The organism is Mesorhizobium tianshanense (assembly GCF_007830515.1).
Classification (GTDB): Bacteria; Pseudomonadota; Alphaproteobacteria; order Rhizobiales; family Rhizobiaceae; genus Mesorhizobium; species Mesorhizobium tianshanense.
The window spans coordinates 53,955-78,345 of the sequence record NZ_VLKT01000015.1 but is presented as its reverse complement, the minus strand read 5'-3'; the positions used below and the strand labels follow the sequence as shown (position 1 = coordinate 78,345).

The 24,391-nt window shown below is 62.8% G+C and carries 22 protein-coding genes and 2 pseudogenes; 17 read left to right on the top strand and 7 right to left on the bottom strand.

Annotated features, from left to right (window positions below):
- The 10 genes and pseudogenes from IQ26_RS13935 to IQ26_RS13890 all read left to right on the top strand — a co-directional run.
- The gene (locus IQ26_RS13935; RefSeq protein ID WP_126043668.1) at positions 1-963 is read left to right on the top strand and encodes a GlxA family transcriptional regulator; all 963 of its coding nucleotides are present in this window, start codon (positions 1-3) and stop codon (positions 961-963) included.
- Positions 964-1,071: 108 nt separating this feature from the next.
- A complete protein-coding gene (locus tag IQ26_RS13930) occupies positions 1,072-2,727 on the top strand; it encodes a vWA domain-containing protein (protein ID WP_145718081.1) in 1,656 nt (551 codons plus the stop codon).
- Between the two features lie 134 nt (positions 2,728-2,861).
- Positions 2,862-3,275: an NAD(+)--rifampin ADP-ribosyltransferase gene (gene arr, locus IQ26_RS13925; protein ID WP_145718203.1), complete on the top strand. Its 414-nt coding sequence runs from the start codon at positions 2,862-2,864 to the stop codon at positions 3,273-3,275.
- A 315-nt stretch (positions 3,276-3,590) separates the two neighbouring features.
- Positions 3,591-4,075 (top strand): annotated as a pseudogene (locus IQ26_RS13920) (CmpA/NrtA family ABC transporter substrate-binding protein); the annotation flags it as partial.
- Positions 4,076-4,256: 181 nt separating this feature from the next.
- The gene (locus tag IQ26_RS13915; protein ID WP_145718079.1) at positions 4,257-4,475 is read left to right on the top strand and encodes a hypothetical protein; all 219 of its coding nucleotides are present in this window, start codon (positions 4,257-4,259) and stop codon (positions 4,473-4,475) included.
- Positions 4,476-4,716: 241 nt separating this feature from the next.
- A complete protein-coding gene (nirD, locus tag IQ26_RS13910) occupies positions 4,717-5,058 on the top strand; it encodes a nitrite reductase small subunit NirD (protein WP_145718077.1) in 342 nt (113 codons plus the stop codon).
- A gap of 27 nt (positions 5,059-5,085) precedes the next feature.
- Positions 5,086-5,946, top strand: coding sequence for a formate/nitrite transporter family protein (locus IQ26_RS13905; protein ID WP_145718075.1), 861 nt, complete (start codon positions 5,086-5,088; stop codon positions 5,944-5,946).
- 56 nt (positions 5,947-6,002) lie between these two features.
- Complete coding sequence (locus tag IQ26_RS13900; RefSeq protein WP_145718073.1) at positions 6,003-7,742, top strand: bifunctional protein-serine/threonine kinase/phosphatase; 1,740 nt, start codon at positions 6,003-6,005, stop codon at positions 7,740-7,742.
- 16 nt (positions 7,743-7,758) lie between these two features.
- Positions 7,759-8,208, top strand: a complete 450-nt coding sequence (gene cynS, locus IQ26_RS13895) for a cyanase (RefSeq protein ID WP_208760157.1) — start codon at positions 7,759-7,761, stop codon at positions 8,206-8,208.
- 50 nt (positions 8,209-8,258) lie between these two features.
- Positions 8,259-8,405, top strand: a pseudogene (locus tag IQ26_RS13890) (siroheme synthase CysG); the annotation flags it as partial.
- Positions 8,406-8,571: 166 nt separating this feature from the next.
- Here the strand turns inward: IQ26_RS13890 and edd are convergent.
- The 3 genes from edd to zwf all read right to left on the bottom strand — a co-directional run bounded on the left by edd (position 8,572) and on the right by zwf (position 12,656).
- Positions 8,572-10,416 (bottom strand): phosphogluconate dehydratase, encoded by a 1,845-nt coding sequence (gene edd / locus IQ26_RS13885; protein ID WP_145718070.1) that lies wholly within the window; start codon positions 10,414-10,416, stop codon positions 8,572-8,574.
- Positions 10,417-10,488: 72 nt separating this feature from the next.
- Complete coding sequence (gene pgl / locus IQ26_RS13880) at positions 10,489-11,205, bottom strand: 6-phosphogluconolactonase (RefSeq protein ID WP_145718068.1); 717 nt, start codon at positions 11,203-11,205, stop codon at positions 10,489-10,491.
- Positions 11,187-12,656 (bottom strand): glucose-6-phosphate dehydrogenase, encoded by a 1,470-nt coding sequence (gene zwf, locus IQ26_RS13875; protein WP_145718066.1) that lies wholly within the window; start codon positions 12,654-12,656, stop codon positions 11,187-11,189. The genes pgl and zwf overlap by 19 nt, the downstream gene beginning before the upstream one ends.
- A 266-nt stretch (positions 12,657-12,922) precedes the next feature.
- On the opposite strand from zwf, the gene IQ26_RS13870 reads away from it, so the two are divergent.
- Positions 12,923-13,669 (top strand): SDR family oxidoreductase, encoded by a 747-nt coding sequence (locus IQ26_RS13870; RefSeq protein WP_145718199.1) that lies wholly within the window; start codon positions 12,923-12,925, stop codon positions 13,667-13,669.
- Positions 13,670-13,791: 122 nt separating this feature from the next.
- Positions 13,792-15,066 carry a Mur ligase family protein gene (locus IQ26_RS13865; protein WP_240547108.1) on the top strand — a complete coding sequence of 425 codons (1,275 nt, stop codon included), beginning with the start codon at positions 13,792-13,794 and terminating at the stop codon, positions 15,064-15,066.
- A gap of 122 nt (positions 15,067-15,188) precedes the next feature.
- Here IQ26_RS13865 and IQ26_RS13860 read toward each other — a convergent pair whose 3' ends face one another.
- The 3 genes from IQ26_RS13860 to IQ26_RS13850 form a co-directional block, all read right to left on the bottom strand.
- Positions 15,189-16,016: an SH3 domain-containing protein gene (locus tag IQ26_RS13860; protein ID WP_240547107.1), complete on the bottom strand. Its 828-nt coding sequence runs from the start codon at positions 16,014-16,016 to the stop codon at positions 15,189-15,191.
- Between the two features lie 201 nt (positions 16,017-16,217).
- Positions 16,218-17,504, bottom strand: a complete 1,287-nt coding sequence (locus tag IQ26_RS13855; protein WP_145718062.1) for an NAD(P)/FAD-dependent oxidoreductase — start codon at positions 17,502-17,504, stop codon at positions 16,218-16,220.
- Between the two features lie 153 nt (positions 17,505-17,657).
- Positions 17,658-19,091, bottom strand: coding sequence for a glutamine synthetase family protein (locus IQ26_RS13850; RefSeq protein WP_145718060.1), 1,434 nt, complete (start codon positions 19,089-19,091; stop codon positions 17,658-17,660).
- A 153-nt stretch (positions 19,092-19,244) separates the two neighbouring features.
- On the opposite strand from IQ26_RS13850, the gene IQ26_RS13845 reads away from it, so the two are divergent.
- The 5 genes from IQ26_RS13845 to IQ26_RS13825 all read left to right on the top strand — a co-directional run bounded on the left by IQ26_RS13845 (position 19,245) and on the right by IQ26_RS13825 (position 23,728).
- Positions 19,245-19,961 (top strand): HAD family hydrolase, encoded by a 717-nt coding sequence (locus IQ26_RS13845; RefSeq protein WP_145718058.1) that lies wholly within the window; start codon positions 19,245-19,247, stop codon positions 19,959-19,961.
- A 287-nt stretch (positions 19,962-20,248) separates the two neighbouring features.
- On the top strand, positions 20,249-21,130 hold the full coding sequence (locus IQ26_RS13840) for a metal ABC transporter substrate-binding protein (protein WP_240547119.1): 882 nt from the start codon (positions 20,249-20,251) through the stop codon (positions 21,128-21,130).
- Positions 21,127-22,032, top strand: a complete 906-nt coding sequence (locus IQ26_RS13835) for a manganese/iron ABC transporter ATP-binding protein (protein WP_145718054.1) — start codon at positions 21,127-21,129, stop codon at positions 22,030-22,032. The genes IQ26_RS13840 and IQ26_RS13835 overlap by 4 nt, the downstream gene beginning before the upstream one ends.
- A complete protein-coding gene (gene sitC / locus IQ26_RS13830) occupies positions 22,029-22,886 on the top strand; it encodes an iron/manganese ABC transporter permease subunit SitC (protein WP_145718052.1) in 858 nt (285 codons plus the stop codon). The genes IQ26_RS13835 and sitC overlap by 4 nt, the downstream gene beginning before the upstream one ends.
- Positions 22,883-23,728 carry a metal ABC transporter permease gene (locus IQ26_RS13825; protein WP_145718050.1) on the top strand — a complete coding sequence of 282 codons (846 nt, stop codon included), beginning with the start codon at positions 22,883-22,885 and terminating at the stop codon, positions 23,726-23,728. Before sitC ends, IQ26_RS13825 begins: the two co-directional genes overlap by 4 nt.
- An 87-nt stretch (positions 23,729-23,815) precedes the next feature.
- Here IQ26_RS13825 and IQ26_RS13820 read toward each other — a convergent pair whose 3' ends face one another.
- Positions 23,816-24,256, bottom strand: a complete 441-nt coding sequence (locus tag IQ26_RS13820) for a Fur family transcriptional regulator (RefSeq protein ID WP_145718047.1) — start codon at positions 24,254-24,256, stop codon at positions 23,816-23,818.
- Positions 24,257-24,391: the final 135 nt, after the last annotated feature.

The following is a 24,391-nucleotide window of genomic DNA, read 5'->3' as shown; positions in this document are numbered from 1 at the left end:
ATGAACGATCCCGTTCAGGGCGGCCGGCAGTTCGGGTTCCTGCTGGTCGACAAGTTTTCCATGTTCTCGCTGGCCGCCGCGATCGACACGTTCCGGTCGGCGAACCGGCTGCTCGGCCACGATTTCTATGGCTGGACGACGGTGTCGGCCGACGGCGATGCCGTCATGGCCTCCAACGGCCTGCCGCTCAAGGTCGACTACGCCGTCGCCGATCTGCCGCCGGTCGACATCCTTTTCGTCTCGGTCGGGCTGACGACCGAATTCCCGGGCAAGAGCAAGGTGCTGGCGGCGCTGCGCAGCTGGGGCCGGCGCGGCAACGCGCTCGGCGCGCTGTCGGTCGGCTCCTATTTGCTCGCCGAGGCAGGCCAGCTCGAAGGCTATCGCTGCACCATCCACTGGGAAAATCGCGCCGGCTTCGTCGAGCGGTTTCCCGACATCAACTGCACTGGCAACGTCTTCGAGATCGACCGCAAGCGCTACACCTGCGCAGGCGGCACCACCTCGATCGACCTGATGCTGGAGATCGTGCGCAGCGATTTCGGCTCGAGCCTCGCCAACGGCGTCGCCAACCAGTTCCAGCACGAACGCATTCGTTCCGCCGGAGATCGCCAGCGTGTCGGGCCGGAACGCGACCTGACCGGCAAATCGGAGAAGCTGCGGCGCACCGTCGAGCTGATGGCCGATCATCTCGACGAGCCGCTGTCAGCGGTGCAACTCGCCAAGTCGGCCGGTCTGTCGGTGCGCCAGGTCGAGCGCCTGTTCCTGCGTCACCTCAGCGTCACGCCCGGCCGCTATTACATGCGGCTCAGGCTCGAGCGGGCGCGCGAATTGCTGCGCCAGACCAACATGCCGATCCTGGATGTGGCGATCGCCACCGGCTTCACCTCGCACTCCTATTTTGCCCAGAGCTACCGGCTGCAATTCGGCCGGCCGCCTTCCGAAGAGCGGCGCACGACATATTGAGTCGGCCTGGCTCAATCTGTGGCCCACGCCCATCGTCCGGGCTTGTGTCCTGACGCCGCGTCAAATAGCTTCCCCGGACTGGCGCTGACTGACGAGGGGGAGATTTTCATGGCGGGACTTGCACGGAGCGTCGCTGCCGCGATGCTCCTGTTGTGGATGACGACGCTTGGGCTTGCCGCCGACCGTGTCATCGTCATTCTCGATGCCTCCGGCTCCATGTGGGCGCAGATCGACGGCAAGCCCAAGCTCGAAATCGCCCGCGAATCGCTCAGAACCGTGCTGCAGTCGGTCCCCGCCGACAGGGAAATCGGCTTCATGGCCTATGGCCATCGCGAGAAGGGCAGTTGCGAGGATATCGAGCTCATCGTTCCGCCGCAGGCCGGTGCGGCGAGCGCTGTTTCCGTTGCCGCCGACAGCCTGAAATTCCTCGGCAAGACGCCGCTGACATCAGCCGTCAGGCAGGCGGCCGAGGCGCTGAAATACACCGAGGACAAGGCCACCGTCATCCTCATCACCGACGGGCTCGAGACCTGCAATGGCGATCCTTGCGCGCTCGGCAAGGAACTGGAGGCTGCCGGGGTCGACTTCACTGCGGACGTCGTCGGCTTCGGCCTGACCGCGGACGAGGGCAAGCAGGTCGCTTGCCTCGCCGATAACACCGGCGGCAAATACATCCAGGCGTCCGACGAGCAAGCACTGCAGAATGCGCTGGTCGAAACCATTGCCGCTGCACCGGCACCCGAACCAGCGCCTGCGCCGCCGCTGGCTCCCGAGCCGGAAAAGCCGGAGTTCAACTTCGTGCCGGCCGTGGCGCTAGCCGAGGGCGGCGATCCCATCACCGACGGCAATGCCTGGGAGATCTACAAGGCAAGATCCGACGGCACGCGCGGCGATTACGTCACCACCGAGTACGGCGCCTACAAGGGCAATCTGGAGCCGGGCGACTATGTCGTCGTCGCGAGCTATGGCGAGGCCAGGACCGAACAGAAGGCCAAGGTCGAGGCGGGCCAGGTCTACAACCCCCTCTTCATCCTGAATGCCGGCACGCTCATCCTTCATCCCAGGCCAAGTGAGGGAGCGGATGTGGCCGATGGCGCGGCTGTCGTGATCGCCTATCCGGGCGTCGATATGCCCGCGACCTATTATGGCGACACGAAAGTCGTGTTGCCGGCCGGCGACCAGAAAGTGACGGTCACGATCGGGAAGGGCGAGGTCACCGAAACCATCCAGCTCGCTGCCGGCAGGATCATCGACAAGGATATCATCGTCGGCGTCGGACATGTCGTTGCCAACGCCTACTATACGGCCGGTGGCGACAAGGCCGACGGTTCGGGCATCGGCTTCAAGGTGTTCAAGGCAAAGAAGAAGATCGACGGAACGAGGCAAGAGGTGACCTATGCCTATGGCCCCGACAGCAAGTTCGATCTGCCGCCCGACGACTATGTGTTGATTGCCGAGGTCGACCTTGCCGTCGCCGAGCAGCCGTTCAGCGTCAAGGCCGGCGAGTTTCAGGATCTGAAAGTCGCCTTGAACGCCGGCGTGCTGGCGGTCACCGCGCCAGGCGCCTCGAAGATCGAGATTTTCAATCCGAAGAAGGACCTCAACGGCAACCGCAAATCGCTCGGCTACGCTTATGACGAGAAGTACCAGGCGGCGCTGCCGGCCGGCGATTACGTGGTCGTCTCGGAGAAGTCGGACAACAGTTCGAAGGAAAGTACGGTGACGATCAAAGCCGGCGAACGAGCCGAGCTGACGGTTCAATAGGAGCGTAGTTCGACGCCAGTGTCGATTGCTCGCGACAGGAACCCGCCCGGCCAGTCGCTTGTTTCCGATGACGTGCATGGAATAGTGCTACCGGCACCACGGCGCCCTGGGATAATAGGATGAGCAGCGAAGCGATGGCAGCCCCCGACAACACAACCCTGCGCCAATTCTACCACGACACCCGGACCGACCTGAAACCGGGAGACCTGATCGCGGCCGGCTACAGCTCCAATTACGGCACGCGGAAGCAGGCGTCGTGGGTCTATCTCACCGGCACGCTGGATGCGGCCATCTGGGGCGCCGAGTTGGCCGCCGGCACCGGACGGGAAAGGATCTACATCGTGGAGCCGACCGGCCCGATCGTGGACGACCCCAACCTGACGGACAAGAAATTCCCCGGCAATCCGACGCAGTCCTATCGCTCCCGCGAGCCGCTCCGGGTCACGGGCGAGGTCACCGAGTGGCAAGGCCACTCCCCCGAACGGCTGAAGGAAATGAAGGACCATCTCGAACGCTTGAAGGCGCAAGGTATCGAGGCGATCGACTGATCGTTAGATAAGCATACGCCCCACAATCAACACTATCGGTGGAAAGTTGCCATTCGTCTCGTCGATCGGAACGAGCAGGTAGCGCCAGGAACGGCCATCCCCGTTATGTCTGTGGAATGACCGGAGTGGGGCCGGAAGCCGTCAGTCCGCTACCGAGCGCGCGCTTAGCGGATAGCTGCGTTCGGCTTTCAACCCCATTGCTGTCCACGCAGATTTTTTAGAGCACGCCCCAGGGTTCAGCTCTTCTGTGGCCGTTGGCGGAATGGCGGCTACTCGTCACCAACGGGCCAGCCGGATGCGCGCGATGCACCGCGGTGCCAAGACCCTGCCAGCCGCACCTGGCCGCGATCATGGAGAAGCCCGGCCATCTCGGTCTCTCTGCCGCGATGCAGATGCCGATCCTGACCGGCCGCCTGCACCTCGGCGGGCGGATTGTCGACGTGGCCGACTTCTACCTGCCCTTCGACAAGGCCGCGAACTTCCCCTGGAAGGATCATGCGCTCTGGTTTTACAGCCAGATGATGCGCTGGGGTGATGTCGATCACAGCCGGGTCAACGCTGAAATCGCGCTCGGCTCCTACCGCCCCGACCTCTATCGAGAGGCCCTCAAGCCGCTGGGCGTGGCGTTGCCCGCCGCCAACGCCAAGGTCGAGGGCGCGCTGACCAAGACCACGCCGGTGGGCTCCGCCAGGGCCAGCCTCGTCCTGGGACCGGACGGATTCTTTGACGGCAAGGTCTTCGACCCGGAGGCGCTGGATCTGGCAAGCCTCGGCGCAGGTGGTGAAAAATCTCGCACTTGAGTGCATTGCACAAATAGTGTGCAATGCACTGCACAATCCGCAGCGTCCCTGTCGTTCGGTCCGCCGGCTGCTTTTCTCCCCCTTCCTTGATTCCTCTCTATAAATTCGAGCCGCACGCAGTTGGCACGGTTCCTGCCTGATCTCTTGCAGGCCCATTGTAGGGCAATCAGATACGCGTCCAATGTCGGGCGCATCAGGCAAAGCCGCCGATCAGGTTCTTCTCGCGACTCCGGATCTACGGGCGCGGCAGACTTGGCCGGCGGCTTTTTCGTTTCAGCCAAACGGCAGCGTCATCGCGCCGCGAACGGAGGAAAAGATGATCAACCCCACCGCAGCCGTGCGCTCGGCCGAAGCGGACGCAACGCTGGCCGAAAAGGCCATGCTCCGGCCGGTCGAATAGGCGGCGGGAGACCGATCGATGTCCGAGAAGCTCGTCATCATCGGCAACGGCATGGCGCCGGGCAGGATGCTGGAGCACCTGCTGGAGGCCGCGCCGGACCGCTACGGATCACCATCTTCAACGCCGAAACGCGCGTGAATTACGACCGCATCATGCTGTCGCCGGTGCTGTCGGGCGAGCAGGAGTTCGAGGAGATCGCGTTCAGGCCGATGGCGCGCATCGACTTCAAGGAGGCAGCGGAATGAACGCGATGTCCGCGAACAGGGTAGCGATCGGTACGATCGACGACATCCCGCGGCGCGGCGCGCGCTGCGTCAAAAACGGCGACATGACGATCGCCGTGTTCCGCACCGTGGACGACCGGATCTTCGCGCTGGAAGACAAATGCCCCCACCGCAACGGGCCGCTCAGCCAGGGCATCGTCCATGACGGCTGCGTCACGTGCCCGCTCCACAACTGGGTGATCTCGCTGGAGACCGGCACCGCCCAGGGCGCCGACGAGGGAAGCACGAACACGTTTCCCGTCCGGCTCGAAGACGGCCGGATTTACCTCGACCTGACCTGCAACTTCGCTGCCGCCTGAGCGGCTCCGACCGAGAAGGAACCAATCATGTCTTACGTCGTACCCCAGGAACTTACGGCAAAAATGATCGATGCCGGGGAATCCAAGGTGTTCATGTCCACCAAGGACACGCTGATCCGGGCCTACATGGCCGGCGCCATCCTCGCTCTTGCCGCAGCCTTCGCCGTGACGATCACCGTCAACACCGGACAGCCGCTGGTCGGCGCGCTGCTCTTCCCCGTCGGCTTCTGCATGCTTTACCTGATGGGCTTCGACCTGCTGACCGGCGTTTTCACACTGGTTCCGCTGGCACTCATCGCCAAGCGGCCGGGTGTCACCGTCGCCGGGGTGCTGCGCAACTGGGGACTGGTGTTCATCGGCAACTTCGCGGGCGCCATGACGACCGCAGTGTTCATGGCGATCATTTTCACGATGGGTTTCAGCCAGGAGCCGGATGCGGTCGGACAGAAGATCGGCCACATCGGCGAGGCACGAACGCTCGGCTACGCCGCGGCCGGGTTTTCAGGAATGCTCACGCTCTTCGTGCGGGCGGTGATGTGCAACTGGATGGTCTCGACCGGCGTGGTCGCCGCGATGATGTCGAACACCGTGTCGGGCAAGGTCATCGCCATGTGGATGCCGATCCTCGTCTTCTTTTACCTCGGCTTCGAGCATTCCATCGTGAACATGTACCTCTTCCCCTCGGGCATCATGCTGGGCGGCCAGTTCACCTGGACCGACTACTTCCTGTGGAACGAGATCCCGACCGTCGTCGGCAACCTCGTTGGCGGCGTCACCTTCGTCGGCGCGATGATGTACGCCACGCATTACAAGACATCGCCCCAGCGGCCCCGCCCCTCCGACCGGCACGGCGACGGCCGGCGCGCAGCCGCAGTGGCGGCCGAGTAGACCTGGAGCACGGTCCCGCCACGGCGCGCGGGACCGTGCTCCTCCGGGAGAGATCGATGCTTCAGGACCTTAGCCGACAGAAACTCGCGGTAACGATCGGCCAGCATTCCGTGGCGGGACGGAAGCCTCTGAACCAGGACTTCCACGGCACGCTGGTTCCGGTTGGCAGGGTCCTCACCCTGAAGGGCGCGGCGTTCGCGCTGGCCGACGGCATATCGTCGAGCCCCGTCGCCCACGTGGCCGCCGAAACGGCGGTCAAGAGCTTCCTGGACGACTACTATTGCACGTCCGACACCTGGACAGTAAAGATCGCGGCAAGCCGCGTGATCGCCGCCGCGAATTCGTGGTTGAACGCCCAGAACAGCGGGACATCCGATCGCAACCGCGGCTATCTCACGACCTTCTGCGCGCTTGTCTTGAAGGGCCGCCAGGCGCACGTGTTTCACGTCGGCGACAGCCGCGTGTGGCGGCTGGTCGACGGCAGTCTCGAGCAGCTTACGAACGATCACCGCGTCGAGCTCTCAGCGGAGGAAAGCTATCTCGCCCGCGCGCTCGGCCTGTCGGCCTCTGTCGAGATCGACTACCGCCGGGTCGAGATCGAGGCCGGCGACGTCTTCGTCTTGACGACGGACGGCGTTCACGACCATGTACCACCACGCGCGCTCGCGGCCTGTGTCGCTGAAGCAGCCGACCTTGACAAGGCCGCACGCGACATCGTCGCCCTGGCCCTGTCCAACGGCAGTGCCGACAATCTCACCATCCAGATCGTGCGCATCGATGCCCTGCCGCCGACCGATGCCGACACGGCGCTCGGCGAAGCCGATGCGCTGCAGCCCGCCGCCCTGCCGCAGCCTCCTTGCGATTTCGAAGGCTATCGCATCCTTCGATCGCTCCATGCCAGCAGCCGCAGCCATCTCTTTCTCGCGACCGATCTGGAAAGCGGAGATCGCGTCGCTCTGAAGGTTCCTTCGATCGGCCTGCGCGACAACGCCGACCATCTGCGCCGCTTTGCGATGGAGGAATGGATCGCCCGCCGCATCTACTCGCCGCATGTGGTCAGTCCGGCGGCTGTGCCCCGCCAGCGGAAAAGTCTCTACATCGCCACCGAGTATATCGAGGGACAGACCCTCCGTCAGTGGATGGCCGACAATCCAGCGCCGAGTCTCGAGACGGTGCGCGGCATTGTCGAGCAGGTCGCCCGTGGGCTACGCGCGTTTCACCGCAAGGAAATGCTGCATCAGGACCTGCGCCCCGAGAACGTCATGATAGATCGCGAGGGCACGGTGAAGATCATCGACCTCGGATCGGTCCGCGTCGCAGGCGTCCTGGAGGCACTCCCTGACCTCGACGCCGGAGAAATGCTCGGCACCGTCCAGTACTCGGCGCCGGAATACATTCTCGGCAAGGACGGCAGCGAACGCTCCGACCTGTTCTCCCTCGGCGTCATCGCCTACGAAATGCTGACGGGGCGACTGCCCTATGGCGGCCAAATGGCGCGTGCGCGCACCCCTCGCGCACAGGCGAAGGTCTCATACGTCCCGGCACCCTCGCTCGATCCGCGCGTGCCGGTTTGGGTCGACGGGGCACTTCGAAAAGCGGTGCATCCTTCGCCGCTGCGCCGTCAGGAAGCCCTGAGCGAATTTCTGGCAGACATGCGCACGCCCAATCCGGCGTTCGGCACACGCGGTTCGATTCCTCTCGTCGAGCGGGATCCCGTCGCCTTCTGGAAAGTGGTCTCGGTGCTGCTCGCGCTTGTCGTCCTGTTCCTTGCCTTCCTGCTGCTTGAACCAAGCTGAACCAATGGAGAAACCTATGGATAAGATGACGCGCGAAGATGTGACCGCCATGATCCTCTCGGCCAAGCGCCAGGCGGGCCTGACCTGGGAAGGTATCGCCGCATCGATCGGGATGTCGCCGGTGTGGACGCATTCGGCCGCGATGGGCATGAACGCCATGCCGGCGGAAAAGGCACAGGCGACGATAACGGCCCTCGGCCTGCCTCAGGAAGCCGCGCTGGTGCTTCAGGAAAGCCCCACCAAGATATGGCAGCAGGCCGTTCCGACCGATCCCTGCATCTACCGCCTCTACGAGATCGTCGGCGTCTATGGCCCAACGATCAAAGCGCTGATCCATGAGAAATTCGGTGATGGGATCATGTCAGCCATCGACTTCGACATGTCGGTGACGCGGGTCGAGCACCCGAAGGGCGACCGTGTGAAGGTCGAGATGTCCGGCAAGTACCTCGCCTACAACGCCTGGTGAGGGGACAGTCCCGATACACACATGCCGCCCCAAGATCAGGAGCATCATCGATGCAGGTCGTGTCCAGGCAGCCGAATGAAGCTGCGCCGGCGCGCATTCAGCCGCTGGCCGTACTCCCCGTCTTCCTCGACCTGACGGGCAAGCGCGCGGTCGTCGCCGGCGGTTCGGATGGCGCGGCATGGAAGGCCGAACTGCTCTGGAAGACGCGGAAGCGCTCGATCCCGCTCCCCGCTGCATCGGCTACGAATGACCGGTCATGAGAGATAGGTCAACAATGCTGACTCAAGGTAGCGTAGTGGCCCAAAACGGCAAAATTGCGCGGCAATCGACAGCCAGCATCAGACAGCCGCGAGCCGCCTTTTTTCACTGCAGTGCCAATTCCGCCATGTCGTTTCCGAAGGCGCTGGCGCCATGGTCGGCGCGGCCCACCATTTGCCGGAACCCGGCGAAAAGTTCCCGGCCGAAGCCGAATTCATTGCCGATGAGATCGGCGTCCGCTGCCCGGCGCAGCGCGAAATCACCTGCCGGGACCAGCACTTGCAGCGTTCCGGCCTCGGCATCGAGCCGGATGATGTCGCCGTCATGGATCCTGGCGATCGGCCCGTCCTCGACCGCCTCCGGCGTCACATGGATCGCCGCCGGCACCTTGCCGGAAGCGCCCGACATGCGCCCGTCGGTGACCAGCGCGACATGCTGGCCGCGATCCTGCAGCACGCCGAGCACGGTGGTCAGCTTGTGCAGCTCCGGCATGCCGTTGGCCTTCGGCCCTTGGAAGCGGATGACGGCGATGAAATCGCCGGTCAGCGAACCGGCCTTGAAAGCCTCGTTCAGCCCTTGCTGGCTGTCGAACACCTTTGCCGGCGCCTCGATGATGCGCCGTTCCGGTTTCACGGCGGAAGTCTTGATGACGGCGTGGCCGAGATTGCCTGAGAGCATTTTCAGCCCGCCTGTCGGCTGGAACGCCTTCTTGAACGGCGCCAGCACCTTCTCGTCGCCGCTTTCGCGCGGCGAGGCTTCGCGCACGACGCCGCCATCGGCGCCGAGCTTGGCTTCGACCGCATAAGGCCTCAAGCCTTCGCCCCATACCGTCTGGACGTCCTCGTGCAGGATGCCTTCGTCGAGCAGTTCGCGGATCAGGAAGCCGAGCCCGCCGGCCGCATGGAAATGGTTCACGTCGGCAAGCCCGTTCGGATAGACCCGCGCCAGCAGCGGCACGGCTTCCGAAAGGTCCGAAATATCCTGCCAGGTAATGGCGATGCCGGCCGCCGCCGCCATGGCGATCAGGTGGATGGTGTGATTGGTCGAGCCGCCGGTGGCGTGCAGGCCGACGATGCCGTTGACGATCGAGCGCTCGTCAATCATCCGGCCGACCGGCGTGTAGGCGTTGCCGAGCGCGGTGATCGCCAGCGCCCGCTTCGTCGCTTCCCTGGTCAGCGCGTCGCGCAGAGGCGTGCCGGGGTTGACGAAGGAGGCACCCGGCATGTGCAGCCCCATGATCTCCATCAGCATCTGGTTGGAGTTCGCCGTGCCGTAGAAGGTGCAGGTTCCCGGGCCGTGGTAGGATTTGGACTCGGCCTCGAGCAGTTCGGCCCTTCCCGCCTTGCCTTCGGCATAGAGCTGGCGGACCTTGGCCTTCTCGTCGTTGGGCAGGCCCGTCGTCATCGGCCCGGCCGGGATGAACACCGCCGGCAGATGGCCGAAGGTGAGTGCGGCGATCACCAGTCCCGGCACGATCTTGTCGCAGACGCCGAGATAGACGGCCGCGTCGAACATGTTGTGCGACAGGCCGATTGCCGCGGCCATGGCGATCACGTCGCGCGAGAACAGCGACAGCTCCATGCCGGGCTGGCCCTGCGTGACGCCGTCGCACATCGCCGGCACACCGCCGGCGACCTGGGCAATGCCGCCGGCCTCGCGCGCCGCGTCCTTGATCAGCGCCGGAAACGTCTCGAAAGGCTGATGCGCCGACAGCATGTCGTTATAGGAGGTGATTATGCCGAGGTTCGGCACCCTGTCGCCGCCGAGCGCCACCTTCTCCGAAGGGCTGCAGACGGCAAAGCCATGGGCGAGGTTGCCGCAGGAAAGCACGGCCCGGTTGGCGGTGCGGTTCGAGGCCTCGGCGATGCGGCCGAGATAGGCCTCGCGCCTTGGTCTGGAGCGTTGGCGGATGCGCTCGGTGATGGCTTCGATGTCGCGTCTCGCGGTCATGGCGTCGGTCCTTTCGAGCGAGGTCCCGGGAACACCTTCCGGCTGTCTGCCGGGACCCTCGGTAAGTTGAAATCAGGGTGCCCAGAAAACCTCTACAGGCCTCTCCGCTGCGTCGAGCACGGCGCGAATGGGCTTGCGCGTTCCCGCTCCCATCGCACTCTCGAAGGCCTTGCGCTTGTCTTCGCCCTCGATGTGCAGTGCGACGAAGCCGGCTTCGACGATCCGCGCCAGCGACAGCGTGAGGCGCGGCTCGCCGGCGCTTGTCGCGTTAACCGGAAGCACGACCATTTCCGAGGACGCATCGAGCAGTTTTTCCAGATTGTCGGCATCCGGAAAGAACGAGGCGGTATGGCCATCGGTTCCCATGCCCAGCACGACCACATCGAGCGGCCAGGGCAGCGACCGCAACATCCTGCTATCGGTCTCCGACGTATCCTCGATGCTTGCTGCTTCTTGGTAGAGCGGCACGAAACGAGCGGCCGCGGCCGCGTTCTGCAAAAGATTGGCGGCGACCAGCCCGGCGTTGGAGCGCGCAGAGGCGGCCGGCACGCAACGCTCGTCGACCAGCGTCACCGTGACCTTGTTCCAGGCGATCGGGATACTCGAAAGCGATGCGAAAAATTTCGCCGGCGTCGTGCCGCCGGAAACAGCGAGCAGCCCCGTGCCGCGCTCGGCGATCGCATTGGTCAGGCGGCCCGCGACGTGGCCGGCAAGCGCTGCCGCCAGATCCTGGCGTTCGGCGAATGCGTGCCAGTTGTAGGCGGCGCCGTTCAATTGCTCTCGTGCCATGTCCGCCCGTCGCGTTCGATCAGCGCAATCGAGGCCGAGGGACCCCATGTGCCGGCGGTATAGCCCTGCGCCTCTTGCCTTGCGCTTTCCCAGGCGTCCTGGATCGGGTCGATCCATTGCCATGCCGCCTCGACCTCGTCGCGGCGCATGAATAGGGTCTGGTTGCCACGGATGACATCCATGATCAGCCGCTCATAGGCATCGGGCGCGCGGCCGTCGAAGGATTGCGCGAAGCTCATGTCGAGCGGGATCTGGCGCAGCCGCATGCCGCCCGGCCCCGGATCCTTGATCATGATGAACTGCTTGACGCCTTCGTCAGGCTGCAGCCTGATGACCAGCTGGTTGGCGAAGATCGGCCCGGCGCTGTCGCCGAAGATCGAATGCGGGATCGGCTTGAATTCGATGACGATCTCCGAAACGCGGGTCGCCAGCCGCTTGCCCGTCCTGAGGTAGAACGGCACGCCCGACCAGCGCCAGTTGCCGATCTCGGCCTTGATCGCGACGAACGTCTCGGTGTTGCTGTCCTTGCCGAGTTCCTCGACATAGCCTTTCACCGGCCCGCCCGCCGAGGCTCCGGCACGGTACTGGCCGCGCACTGTGTGCTTCGGCGCTCCATTGCCGTTGATGCGCGTGAGCGCCCGCAGCACCTTCAGCTTTTCATCGCGCACGGCGTCGGCATCCATCGACGACGGCGCCTCCATGGCGACGAGGCAGAGAAGCTGCAGCATGTGGTTCTGCACCATGTCGCGCAGCGCGCCGGCCTTGTCGTAATAGGTGACGCGGTCTTCGAGGCCGACGGTCTCGGCCACGGTGATCTGCACATGGTCGACATTGGCGGAATTCCATAGCGGCTCGTAGAGCGCATTGGCAAAGCGCAGTGCCATCAGGTTTTGCACCGTCTCCTTGCCGAGATAGTGGTCAATGCGGAAGATCTGGCTTTCATGGAAATCGTCGCCGACCAGATCGTTGAGCGCGCGCGCCGAGGCGAGATCGCGCCCGATCGGCTTCTCCAGCACGATGCGCGAGTTCGGCGTGATCAGCCCGTGCTCTTTCAGCTTATGCGAGATATCGCCGAACAGCGCCGGCGCCACCGCCAGGTAGAAAGCGCGGATGTGTTCGCTGTCGCCGATCGCCTCCTTCAATTTGTCGAAGCCCGTGCCGGTGGTCGCGTCGGCCGAGACGTAGGAAAGGCGGGCAAGGAACGTCGTCAGCTCCTTGGCGTCGATGTCGGCCGGCTTCACATGGTCGGAAATCGCCTGCCTGGCGAAAGCCTGGAATTCCTCGTCGGTCATTTTTGAGCGCGACGTGCCGATGATGCGCGTCGGTTCGGAAAACTGATGGTCGCGCTGGCGATGATAGAGCGACGGCAAAAGCTTGCGTTCCGACAGATCGCCGGTACCGCCGAAAATGATGAAGTCAAAAGGGTCGACGGGAATGATCTGGCTGGTCATGGTCTATCCGCTTTGACGCCGGTCACAGGTACGCGGCCGATATATTCTAATCGATTTAAATTTTCCAGTACCCCGATGTCACAAACATGTGTGCCCTTGACACCGACGCAACCCGGAGGCTTGTCGGCGAGCGATGGCTCCGGAAGACCTTCGCAGGTGCAGCATAAAGCGGGATCGAAACGAAAGCCAAAGGAGAAATCGAGGGTGGAGACATATCTTTCGACGGTCGGCGATTGCCGGAACTTTCAATCATGAGTGAGAAAAGCATGCGCCTGGAAAACAAGGTAGCCATCATCACCGGCGCTGCCTCCGGCTTCGGCGAGGGCATGGCCAAGCGCTTTGCCGAGGAGGGCGCCAGGATCGTCGTCGCCGACCTCAACGCCAAGGGCGCAGAACGTGTGGCCAGCGAGATCGGCAAGGCGGCGATCTGGACCCAGACTGATGTCTCGTTGCGCTCCGAATTCGAGGAAATGGTCCATGCCGCAAGGAGTGCCTTCGGCCGCATCGACATCATGGTCAACAATGCCGGCTACACCCATCGCAACGGCGATATGCTCGAGGTTGACGAAACGACCTTCGACCTGATCACCGCCGTCAACATGAAGGCGATCTACCACGCCGCGCTGGCAGTCGTGCCGGTCATGGATCAGCAAGGCGGCGGCGTCATCCTGACCACGGCTTCGACGGCCGGCATCAGGCCCCGGCCAGGCCTCACCTGGTACAACGCATCGAAGGGCTGGGCGATCACCGCGACCAAGTCGATGGCGGTGGAGCTCGCGCCGAAGAACATCCGCGTCAACTGCCTGTGTCCGGTCGCCGGCGAGACCGGCATGCTGGAAAAATTCATGGGCGCCGACACACCCGAGATCCGCGAGAAGTTCCGCGCGTCGATTCCGCTTGGCCGGCTTTCGACGCCGCTCGACATAGCCAACGCGGCGCTCTGGCTCGCTTCGGACGAGGCGGCTTTCATCACTGGCGTGGCGCTGGAGGTCGACGGCGGACGTTGCATCTGAACCGCCCGGCCATGTCGGGTTTCAAGTTTGACTTGATCGTTCATCGCAAGCCATAAGTCGCTTATGGGCTTGGGGGCGGTGGTGCGGTGAACGCAAGATTGCGGAAAATTCGCAAAGACCTGGTGCGACGTCTCAAGGTTTACAAGGCAAGACGTGCCCGATCGAAAAGCAAGGCGACCTTCATCGGCATAACCGGAAGTTCTGGCAAGTCGACGGTGACCGAACTGCTTGGGCACATTCTGGCCGGCCACGGCTCGGTGCATACCCAGGTCCTCGCCAATTCGATCAGGGCGCTGGTCAACATGTTGTCAAAGCGCGTTCTCACCGGGATCGACTACGTCGTCTTTGAAGCTGGAGCCAGTGGAACCGATACGGTCAAGCCGATGGCGGATATGCTGCGGCCGCACGTGGCTGTCGTCACCATGGTTCGCCTCGAACATTTTACAGCTTTCAGGACATTGGAGAATGTCGCTCGGGAAAAGCGCACGTTGGTCGATGCGCTGCGGCCGGGCGGACTCGCTGTCCTCAACGCGGATGACCCCTATGTCATCGGCATGGCCTCCCCCACCCAGCATCGCGTCGTCACCTTTGGTATGTCGGAACAGGCAGATTACCGTGTGAGCGACATCCACGCCGCCTATCCCGACAGGCTGACGTTTTCGATCCACTGGCGTGGCGGCGTCATTGAGTTCAGAACGCCATTCCCGGCTGAACATTTCTGGCTGCCGACCGCCGCCGCCGTTGCTGCAGCACTTGAACTTGGCGTTCCCCAGGAAAAGGTGGCGGCCAGGGTGGCGACACTCCAGCCACTGGCAAATCGATGCGAGGTGTTTGTCGTCGACGGCGGGCCGCAATTCATCCTCGACGCCGCCAAGGCGCCCTGGCACTCGATCAATCTTGCCTTCGAGATGATGGCCAGGGCCAATGTCGAACGAAAGCGCATCGTTCTGGGGCAGATTTCAGACTATGCAGGCTCGACCAGAAAGTACCATTACGCCTACAAGACCGCCCGTGAAATTGCCGGTCAGGTCATTTATGTCGGTGACAATGCGCACCGCTCGGGAGCCGGACAAGACGATCGCGACACCGGCCGCTTTCATGAGTTGCGTACGCCCAGGGAGGTCTCCGACCATATCAAGCGGACGGCCGTGGCCGGCGAGCTGATCCTGCTCAAGAGCTCATCCAATCTTCATCTCGAACGGATCGCGCTGGCCTGGAAGCATGACGTCAAATGCTGGATTCCCGTCTGCGGCAAGCGGGAAGGGTGCGTTATGTGCGGTCTGTTCGAAGTCCCGTTCGAAGAGCATCGCAACCATGTCAGGGGACGCAGGCGTGCCAGACGATGGCAGCGCTTTCGGCGCCTGCTTGGGGCGGATCACGGTACGGAAACCATCTGAGCCGTGGTGCGACGTCGAACGATCGCCTGTCCTAGAGCGTTTCGCATTTGACGCGCTTTAGGTTTTTGTTTTTATGCATGTCGTTGTCCCCAAACCGCTGCGCAGTTTTGGGCGACATGCATTTAGGCGCCGGTCTTGATAAAGCTCTTGTAGATCCAGCCGCGTTTGCCGTTGTAGACGATCTGGCACCATTTCTTGCAGCTCATCACCTGAACCGAGGTTTTGGCGGGAACGGTGACTATGGCGGCCGCATTCTTCTTCGGTCCGGTGCGCATGGTGACGGCCCTGAGGATGCGTCCGGTGCCTGCTGCGCTCACGTCCTTGGCCTCGGCTTTCGCCTGGCTGCCATCGTCCTGCGTCGCCGCCGGCAATTGCGGTTTCGGGGTGGGAATGGCGGCGGTTTGCGCATCGTCCGTCGCCGTTTTGTTGGGAGCAGCGACTTTGGCAAACAATGCCGCGGCTTTGTTTTTCGCTGCCGGATCGGCGAACGCCGGCGCAATGGACGGCTCGTCTGCCGCTTGTTCGGCCCGGCCTGCCATCCGGCCGGACTTGGTCTTCGGTCCTGATCCTGTCCAGCGGGGATCATTGGGCGCCAGCGCCGGTATCTCGGCCTCCGCCGCAATCGCCGCCGTCGAAACCACGTCGGTCTTATCAGTGGCCTGCTGTACCGCGGCGACCGTCGAGGCAGCCGCTGGCACGATCTCCGTTGTCTTTACCGGAACGCTTGGAACCGCCTGCTCGGGACTTGCGACCGCCTGTCTCTCGTTGGCCGGCAATGCCAGCCATAGCGCCACCGCGGCCACGCCAAGCAGCGCTGCCGTGCCAAGCGCGGCGATGACCAGATGCAAGTTCGAGCGGACTTTCTGCCAGAACCTTGGCCGCATGTCGTAGCCAAACTGCATCGCAAGGCGCCGTCGTTCCGGCGTGCCGAAACTGAAGGGCTCTCTCACTCTTGCAACCTCCATTTGCGGGTCTACATTCGACCAATGCCGGAAGAACGGCGTTCGATCGGTCCCAAAACCAAAAGCGGGCAGGCCCGCAAAATTCCCCCATTCAACTGCCCACCGCCCTCATCCTTTGCCGGCGAATGTGGCATCACTGCGCCCTTGCAAGGGATTCTGCATTCTTGCGAAAGATTCTGCAATCTGTGATTATATCCGATCCCTCAAGGCATACCAGTTGAGCGCGAGAAAGAGCAGAGGCGCGCGGAAGCGTCGGCCACCGGGAAAGGCCGGGATCTTCAGATCCTCAATCAGCCTCAGCCGATCCCGGTTACCGGCAACGGTTTCGGCATAGAGCTTGCCGAAAAAGTTCGACAGCATGACGCCGTGGCCGGAATAGCCGCCGACCGAGATCACATTGGGCATCACCTCGCGCACGAAGGGTTTTCTCGGCATCGTGATACCGACATAGCCGCCCCAGCCATGGGAGATCTCGACATCCCTGAGGTCAGGGTAAAGCTCGGCGATCTGCCGGCGGATGTGGATATGGATGTCCTTCGGATCATTGACGGCATAGATCTCGCGCCCGCCGAACAGCAGCCGCCCATCCGCCGATTTGCGGAAGTAGCGCACGACAAAGCGGGAATCATCGACCGACTCACCGCCCGGCAGCACTTTTGTGTCAGCCCCCAGCGGCACCGTCGCGCCGATGAAGGAGCCGATCGGCATGATGTGCGCGGCACTCACCGGCTCGAGAGTGCCGCCATGGGCGTTGACGCCGATCAGACATTTCTCGGCGGATATCGTGCCTTTCGGCGTCGTAACCTTCACCTTGCCGCCAAGGGACGCGATGCCGGTAGCCGGCGTCTGCTCGAACAGCTGCGCGCCCGCCTGCGCCGCCACGTTTGCCGTGCCGATCACCAGCTTCAGCGGATGGATGTGCCCGGTGCCGGTGTCGCGGGTGCCGCCGAAGTAGCGCGTCGAGCCCAGCCGCTCCGCCGTCTCCTTCGCGTCCATGAAGGTGACGTGCGGATAGCCGAAGCGGTTCGCCATGATCTCGGCATGCGCCTTGTAGTCGTCGACATAACGCTGCTTGTGCGCCAACGACAGCTGGCCGGGCATGTAGTCGATCTCTATCTTGTTGGCGGCGGCGAATTCGAGGAGATGCGCCTTGGCCTCTTCGGCGAGGTCGAACAGTGCCTTGGCACGGGAAAAGCCGTATTCCGCTTCCAGTTCCTCGGCCCAGGCGCGCTGGCCGGTGCCGAGCTGGCCGCCATTGCGGCCTGATGCGCCGTCGCCGAAACGATGCGTTTCGATTAGCACGACATTGCTGCCCGCCTTGGCAAGGTGCGCCGCCGCCGACAGGCCGGTGAAGCCGCCGCCGACAATGACGACGTCGCATGCCAGGTCTCCGACGAGCGCCGGGTATTCGGGCCGTGGGCCGGCGGTGTCCTCGTACCAGGAGCGGCCGGGTGAAATCGGGGATTGGTAGGTCATGATGCGGCCAAGGCTTGGAGATTCTGGAAAGCGGGTTTGGATAGCGAACGGTGAGTGGGGAATAGCGAATAGGGAAAGACTGAAGAGTGAAGGGGTGATCGATCTGCGTCGCCTGCCTTCGTTATTTCTATTCGCTATTTGCTATTCGCTTCTTCACACATTTAGCAGCAGATACTCCCGCTCCCACGGACTGATCACTTCCATGAAGGTCTCGAATTCCGCCCGCTTGATCGCCGCATAGGTCGCGGCAAACGACTTGCCGAGCAGCGCACAGAGTTCCTCGTCGGCTTCGAACAGGTCGACGGCTTCGAGCAGGCTGCGCGGCAGGTCGATCTCGGCCTCATTGGCGGTGGTGAGAACCGGCGGTTCGGCCTTGATCTTGTTGGTCATGCCGATCAGCCCGCAGGCAAGCGATGCGGCCAGCGCCAGATAGGGATTGGCGTCGGAGGAGGGGATGCGGTTTTCGACGCGCCTGGCTGCCGGGTCGGAGCGCGGAACGCGGAACGCGACGGTGCGGTTGTCGTAGCCCCATTTGTTGTTGACCGGCGCCGAAGCCGACTGCGTCAGCCGGCGGTAGGAATTGACATAGGGCGCAAACATCACCAGCGCGTTCGGCACATGTTTCTGCATCCCGCCGAGGAAATGGAAGAAGGCGTCGGTTTCCGAGCCGTCCTCGGCAGAAAAGACATTCCTGCCGGTCTTCTTGTCGATGATCGACTGGTGGATATGCATGGCCGAACCAGGCTGCCCCTGGATGGGCTTGGCCATGAAGGTGGCATAGATATCATGTTTCAGCGCCGCCTCGCGGATGGTGCGCTTGAACATGAACACCTGGTCGGCGAGCTCGATCGGATCGCCGTGGCGCAGATTGATCTCGAGCTGGCCGGCGCCTTCCTCGTGGATCAGCGTGTCGATCTCCAGGCCCTGGCTTTCGGAGAAATGGTAGATGTCATCGATCAGTTCGTCGAACTCGTTGACGCCGGCGATCGAATAGCCGGCGCCGCCGCCGATCGGTCGGCCGGAGCGCCCGACCGGCGGGGTCAGCGGATAATCCGGGTCGGGATTCTTGCGCACCAGGTAGAACTCGATCTCGGGCGCCACCACCGGCCTCAGTCCGCGCTTGTCGTAGGCGGCAAGCACGCGCTTCAGCACGTTGCGCGGCGTGAACTCGACCGAGCGGCCGTCCTGGTGGACCAGGTCGCAGATGACCGCCGCCGTTGGATCCTCCTCCCATGGCACCACGGTCAGTGTCGAAAGGTCCGGCATCAGCTTGAGGTCGCCGTCATCCTCCGGATAGTGGAAGCCGTTGCCATCCTCCGGGTAGCCGCCGGAGATCGTCGTCATGAACACCGCCGAAGGCAGCGCCAGCGAGGTGTTGGAGGTGAATTTCTTCGACGGCATCATCTTGCCGCGGGCAACACCCGCCTGGTCGGGAGTAATGCATTCGATATCTTCGATGCCGCGCCATTCCAGCCAGGCGCTGGCTTCCTTCCAGTTCTTCACGCCGCGTTGATTTTTCACGAAGGCAGGCGTGCGGGCGCGTCCTCCGCGGCTCGACGGACGGACTTCCTTTTTTGCAGGCGGCATCAATCACCAGATTGGGTTTCGGATTTGGGAGTATAGCCGGGGCCGGTGATGGAAGGGAAGGGGAGCCGGCCTGCGTTCGCCCGCGCAGTTGAAAATCGCTCCAGGCGGCTTAGGTTCGATGCGAATCCAGTTGCCTCGGTTCGAAGACGTCGAATGCAGAACAATCATGAATTGACCACGATCGGCTTCGACGCCGACGACACGCTCTGGCAGAACGAGCAGTTCTTCCGCATGACCGAGAGGCGCTTTGCCGCGCTGCTCGCCGATCATGCCGAGGAACAGCACATTTCGGCAAGATTGCTGGAGGCCGAGAAGCGCAACCTCGCCGTCTACGGCTTCGGCATCAAGGGGTTTACCCTGTCGATGATCGAAACGGCGATCGAGATTACCGGGGGCCGCGCGCCGGCCTCGGTCATCGCCGAGATTCTTGCCGCGGGCCGCGAGATGCTCGGCCATCCGATCGAGGCGCTGCCCCATGCGCGCGAAGCCGTGGAAGAGCTGGCAGGTGCGTATCGCCTGGTGCTGATCACCAAGGGCGACCTCTTCGATCAGGAACGCAAGCTGGCGCAATCCGGTCTGGGTGACCTGTTCGATGCCGTCGAGATCGTCAGCGACAAGAGCCCCGCCACGTATGCCCGCATCTTCAGCCGTCACGGTGATGGCGCCGAAAAAAGCATGATGGTCGGCAATTCGCTCAAGTCGGACGTGGTGCCGGCCATCGAGGCCGGCAGTTGGGGCATCCACGTGCCGCATGAACTGACCTGGGTGCTGGAGCATGTCGAGCCGCCGGTCACCGCGCCTCGCTTCCGCCAGATAGCCGATCTCTCCGAATTGCCCCGGCTGATCGAAAGCATCGGGAAAGCCGGCTGATCGCGTGTCTCGGCGTCGAACCGGACGTCGATGCCGGACATCAACGCGTCGCAATCTTGTTGTCCACTCCGCCATAGGACCGCGCTGTCGCTAACGCCAAATCGCGCGACCGCGTACAATCCACGACGTCGAATCGCTTTCTACTTGCAAATCAGTCGCAATTGCAGAATATGCGAAAAGCGTGCGTCGCAGTCGCATATGGGCGGCCACCGGCGGGACATGAGAGTAAATCGCGACAGGAGATATTGATGATCGAGAGATACGGGCGATGGGTTGTCGTCGGGTTGATGGCTGCGGTGTTCGCTGCGACAGTGGTTTCAAGCCCAGCGAAAGCGCAGGAAAAGTTCAAGGCTGTGACGACGTTCACCGTCATCGCCGACATGGCGAAGAATGTGGCGGGCGACGCAGCAATCGTGGAATCGATTACCAAGCCGGGTGCGGAAATCCACAATTACGCGCCAACGCCGGGTGACATTCAGCGCGCCCAGGGCGCACGGCTCATTCTGTGGAACGGGCTCAACCTCGAACTCTGGTTCGAGAAATTCTTCCAGAACCTCAGTGACGTGCCCGGCGTTATCGTCTCCGAGGGCGTCCAACCGATGAGCATCGCCGAGGGACCCTATACGGGCAAACCGAACCCGCATGCGTGGATGTCGCCGACAAGCGCGCTGATCTACGTCGACAACATCCGCGACGCCTTCGTCGAGCACGATCCGGCGCATGCCGAGACCTACAAGGCCAATGCGGAAGCCTACAAGGCAAAGATAGAAGCGGCCGTCGCGCCGATCCGCGATAAGCTTGCCTCGATCCCGCGGGACAAGCGCTGGCTGGTGTCGAGCGAAGGCGCTTTCTCCTACCTCGCACGCGATTTCGAGCTGAAGGAGCTTTATCTGTGGCCGATCAACGCTGACCAGCAAGGCACCCCGCAGCAGGTTCGCAAGGTGATCGACGCCGTCAGGGAGAACAAGATCGTCGCCGTCTTCAGCGAAAGCACCGTGTCGGACAAGCCGGCCCGGCAGGTCGCGCGCGAGACGGGAACGCATTACGGCGGCGTGCTCTATGTCGACTCTCTCAGCGAGGCGGACGGCCCGGTGCCGACCTATATCGACCTGTTGCGTGCGACATCGGATACAATTCAGAAAGGCCTCGCCGCAGGGCTGTCGCAATGAACGCAGCCGTTCCGCCTCTTGCCCCCGCGTCTGAGGATGCGGGGGGTGGTCTCGCCGTCCGGGGCGCGACCGTCACCTACCGCAACGGCCACACGGCGCTGCGGGATGCGAGCTTTGAAATTCCGACGGGCACGATCACGGCGCTGGTCGGCGTCAACGGTTCGGGCAAGTCGACGCTGTTCAAAGCCATCATGGGCTTCGTGCGGCTGGCCAAGGGGGAGATTCTTATTCTCGGACAGCCGGCCGCGGCCGCGCTGAGGAAGAACGTCGTCGCCTATGTGCCGCAGGCCGAGGAGGTCGACTGGAACTTTCCAGTACTGGTCGAGGACGTCGTCATGATGGGCCGCTACGGCCATATGGGCATGATGCGCCTTCCGAAGGCGGCTGATCGTGAGGCGGTTACGGCCGCGCTTGCGCGTGTCCGCATGAGCGATTTCCGCAAGCGCCAGATCGGCGAGCTTTCGGGCGGGCAGAAGAAGCGCGTCTTTCTCGCTCGGGCGCTGGCGCAGGACGGACGCGTCATCCTGCTCGACGAGCCATTCACCGGCGTCGACGTCAGGACCGAGGACGCCATCGTCGAACTGCTGCGCGCGCTCCGGGACGAAGGTCGAGTGATGCTGGTCTCGACGCATAATCTGGGTAGCGTGCCGGAGTTCTGCGACCGTGCCGTGCTGCTCCGGAACACGGTCCTTGCCTACGGGCCGACAGACCAGACCTTCACGCAGGCGAACCTGGAAAAGGCTTTTGGCGGCGTCTTGCGTCATTTCGTGCTGGGCGGCGCCGGACTGCATGAGGACGACGACAAGCGCCGCCTTGCCGTCATCACCGACGACGAGCGGCCACTGGTCTTCTACGGAGAGAACGGGGCCATGCAGCAAAAGATGCGGGAACCGGACGAATGAGTATCCTGCTCGAGCCGTTCGGCTACGAATATATGCTCAATGCCATGTGGGTGTCCGCCTTGGTCGGCGGCGTCTGCGCCTTCCTGTCCTGCTATCTGATGCTGAAAGGCTGGTCGCTGATCGGCGACGCGCTTTCGCATTCGATCGTGCCGGGCGTCGCCGGCGCCTATATGCTGGGCCTTCCCTTCTCGATCGGCGCCTTCTTCTCCGGCGGGCTCGCCGCTGCGGCAATGCTCTTCCTCAACCAGCGCACCAAGCTGAAGGAAGACGCCATCATCGGCCTGATCTTCTCCTCCTTCTTCGGCCTCGGCCTGTTCATGGTGTCGCTGTCACCGACCTCCGTGAACATCCAGACGATCGTGCTCGGCAACATCCTGGCCATCACTCCGGAAGACACGCTTCAGCTCGCCATCATCGGCTTCGTCTCGCTCGCCATCCTGCTGGTGAAATGGAAGGATCTTATGGTGGTCTTCTTCGACGAGAGCCACGCCCGCTCGATCGGCCTCAACCCGAGCGCACTCAAGATCATGTTCTTCATGCTGCTGTCGGCCTCCACGGTCGCCGCGCTTCAGACCGTAGGCGCCTTCCTCGTCATCTGCATGGTGGTTACCCCCGGCGCGACCGCCTATCTTCTGACGGACCGCTTTCCACGCCTGCTCGTCATCGCGGTTGTCATCGGCGCGGCCACGAGTTTCACCGGCGCCTATGCCAGCTATTTCCTCGACGGCGCCACCGGCGGCATCATCGTCGTGTTGCAGACGCTGATCTTTCTCGCTGCCTTCTTCCTCGCTCCCAAGCATGGAATGCTGGCAGCCCGTCGCCGCGCGGCCAGCGCCTTGGGGGCAGGCCTATGAGCATCCTCGATACGCTGCTTACCCCTTTCCAGTTCGGCTTCATGGTCAATGCCCTGATTATTTCGGTTCTGGTCGCGGTGCCGACGGCGATGCTCTCCTGCTTCCTCGTTCTCAAGGGCTGGTCGCTGATGGGCGATGCCATCAGCCACGCCGTCTTTCCCGGTGTGGTCATCGCCTACATCGTTGGATTCCCCTACTCGCTCGGTGCCTTCGCCGCCGGGATGTTCTGTGCTCTCGCCACCGGCTTCCTCAAGGACAACAGCCGCATCAAGCAGGACACGGTAATGGGCATCGTCTTCTCCGGCATGTTCGGCCTTGGCCTGGTGCTCTACGTGAAGATCCAGTCCGACGTGCATCTCGACCACATATTGTTCGGCGACATGCTGGGCATCGGCCTGCGCGACATCGTCGAGACGGGACTCATTGCCGCGTTCACGGCCGGCATCATCGGGATCAAGTGGCGCGACTTCCTGCTGCACGCCTTCGACCCGGCTCAGGCTCGCACGGTTGGTCTTCAGGTGAACCTGCTTCACTACGGCCTGCTTTGTCTGATTTCGCTCACTGTCGTCGGCGCGCTGAAAGCGGTCGGCATCATCTTGGCCATCGCCATGCTGATCGCACCTGGCGCCATCGCCTTCCTGCTGACAAGGAAGTTCAGCACCATGCTGATGCTGTCGATGGCAATCGCGGTCGCGGCGTCGTTTCTCGGCGTCTACCTGTCCTTCTTCATCGATAGCGCACCGGCGCCGACCATCGTTCTCATGCTGTCCGCCGCCTTCATCGCGGCCTTCGCCGCCACCACGCTCAAAGTGGGCCGAAGGGAGATTGGCGAGGAAGGCTAATGCATGTCGCGCAAAAGTGTGCAGCGGTTTTGCGATAATGACATGCATAAAAACAAGAACTTAAAGCGCGTCGCATGAATCCGTTCATCATCCGGATTGACGAGAGCGTCGCGTTTTCTGGATCGGCTTCACGTAGATTTCCAGCCTGTGGCTGATGATCGTGAATCCGTGCTGTCGAGCGATTTCCTCCTGGAGGCGCTCGATCTCCGCCGACTGGAATTCGACGACATCTCCCGTCTCAATGTTGATGAGATGATCATGATGCTCACGGGGGACGGTTTCGTATCTGGCGCGCCCATCGCCAAAGGTGTGCCGCTCCAGAATGCCCTTTTCGCGCAGAAGGCTGACGGTGCGATAGACAGTGGCGAGCGCGATCGTCGGCTCGATGGCGACAACACGGCGATGGAGTTCCACCACATCCGGATGGTCGCTGGATTCGGCTAGGACGCGCATGATGACGCGGCGCGGACCGGTGATGCGCAGTCCGAGTTTCCTGCAAAGCGCGGCGATGGTCTGTTCTGAGGACATGTCATGATCCGCCAATATCGACAGCCATGTCGCGAAGTCGGAACATGCCTGCGGATTGTTCGAAAGTGCTATCCCAGATGCGTCGCAATTGCAAAAGGACATGGGACTGGGTTCGCTGTCAGGCGGTCGCATACT

What these genes read in the sequence shown, in the direction of transcription:
- IQ26_RS13935 (WP_126043668.1), top strand. Translation starts at nt 1, where the DNA reads ATGAACGATCCCGTTCAGGGCGGCCGGCAGTTCGGGTTCCTGCTGGTC.
- IQ26_RS13930 (WP_145718081.1), top strand. Translation starts at nt 1,072, where the DNA reads ATGGCGGGACTTGCACGGAGCGTCGCTGCCGCGATGCTCCTGTTGTGG.
- arr (WP_145718203.1), top strand. Translation starts at nt 2,862, where the DNA reads ATGGCAGCCCCCGACAACACAACCCTGCGCCAATTCTACCACGACACC.
- IQ26_RS13915 (WP_145718079.1), top strand. Translation starts at nt 4,257, where the DNA reads ATGTCGGGCGCATCAGGCAAAGCCGCCGATCAGGTTCTTCTCGCGACT.
- nirD (WP_145718077.1), top strand. Translation starts at nt 4,717, where the DNA reads ATGAACGCGATGTCCGCGAACAGGGTAGCGATCGGTACGATCGACGAC.
- IQ26_RS13905 (WP_145718075.1), top strand. Translation starts at nt 5,086, where the DNA reads ATGTCTTACGTCGTACCCCAGGAACTTACGGCAAAAATGATCGATGCC.
- IQ26_RS13900 (WP_145718073.1), top strand. Translation starts at nt 6,003, where the DNA reads ATGCTTCAGGACCTTAGCCGACAGAAACTCGCGGTAACGATCGGCCAG.
- cynS (WP_208760157.1), top strand. Translation starts at nt 7,759, where the DNA reads ATGGATAAGATGACGCGCGAAGATGTGACCGCCATGATCCTCTCGGCC.
- edd (WP_145718070.1), bottom strand. Translation starts at nt 10,416, where the DNA reads ATGACCGCGAGACGCGACATCGAAGCCATCACCGAGCGCATCCGCCAA.
- pgl (WP_145718068.1), bottom strand. Translation starts at nt 11,205, where the DNA reads ATGGCACGAGAGCAATTGAACGGCGCCGCCTACAACTGGCACGCATTC.
- zwf (WP_145718066.1), bottom strand. Translation starts at nt 12,656, where the DNA reads ATGACCAGCCAGATCATTCCCGTCGACCCTTTTGACTTCATCATTTTC.
- IQ26_RS13870 (WP_145718199.1), top strand. Translation starts at nt 12,923, where the DNA reads ATGCGCCTGGAAAACAAGGTAGCCATCATCACCGGCGCTGCCTCCGGC.
- IQ26_RS13855 (WP_145718062.1), bottom strand. Translation starts at nt 17,504, where the DNA reads ATGACCTACCAATCCCCGATTTCACCCGGCCGCTCCTGGTACGAGGAC.
- IQ26_RS13850 (WP_145718060.1), bottom strand. Translation starts at nt 19,091, where the DNA reads ATGCCGCCTGCAAAAAAGGAAGTCCGTCCGTCGAGCCGCGGAGGACGC.
- IQ26_RS13845 (WP_145718058.1), top strand. Translation starts at nt 19,245, where the DNA reads ATGCAGAACAATCATGAATTGACCACGATCGGCTTCGACGCCGACGAC.
- IQ26_RS13840 (WP_240547119.1), top strand. Translation starts at nt 20,249, where the DNA reads ATGGCTGCGGTGTTCGCTGCGACAGTGGTTTCAAGCCCAGCGAAAGCG.
- IQ26_RS13835 (WP_145718054.1), top strand. Translation starts at nt 21,127, where the DNA reads ATGAACGCAGCCGTTCCGCCTCTTGCCCCCGCGTCTGAGGATGCGGGG.
- sitC (WP_145718052.1), top strand. Translation starts at nt 22,029, where the DNA reads ATGAGTATCCTGCTCGAGCCGTTCGGCTACGAATATATGCTCAATGCC.
- IQ26_RS13825 (WP_145718050.1), top strand. Translation starts at nt 22,883, where the DNA reads ATGAGCATCCTCGATACGCTGCTTACCCCTTTCCAGTTCGGCTTCATG.
- IQ26_RS13820 (WP_145718047.1), bottom strand. Translation starts at nt 24,256, where the DNA reads ATGTCCTCAGAACAGACCATCGCCGCGCTTTGCAGGAAACTCGGACTG.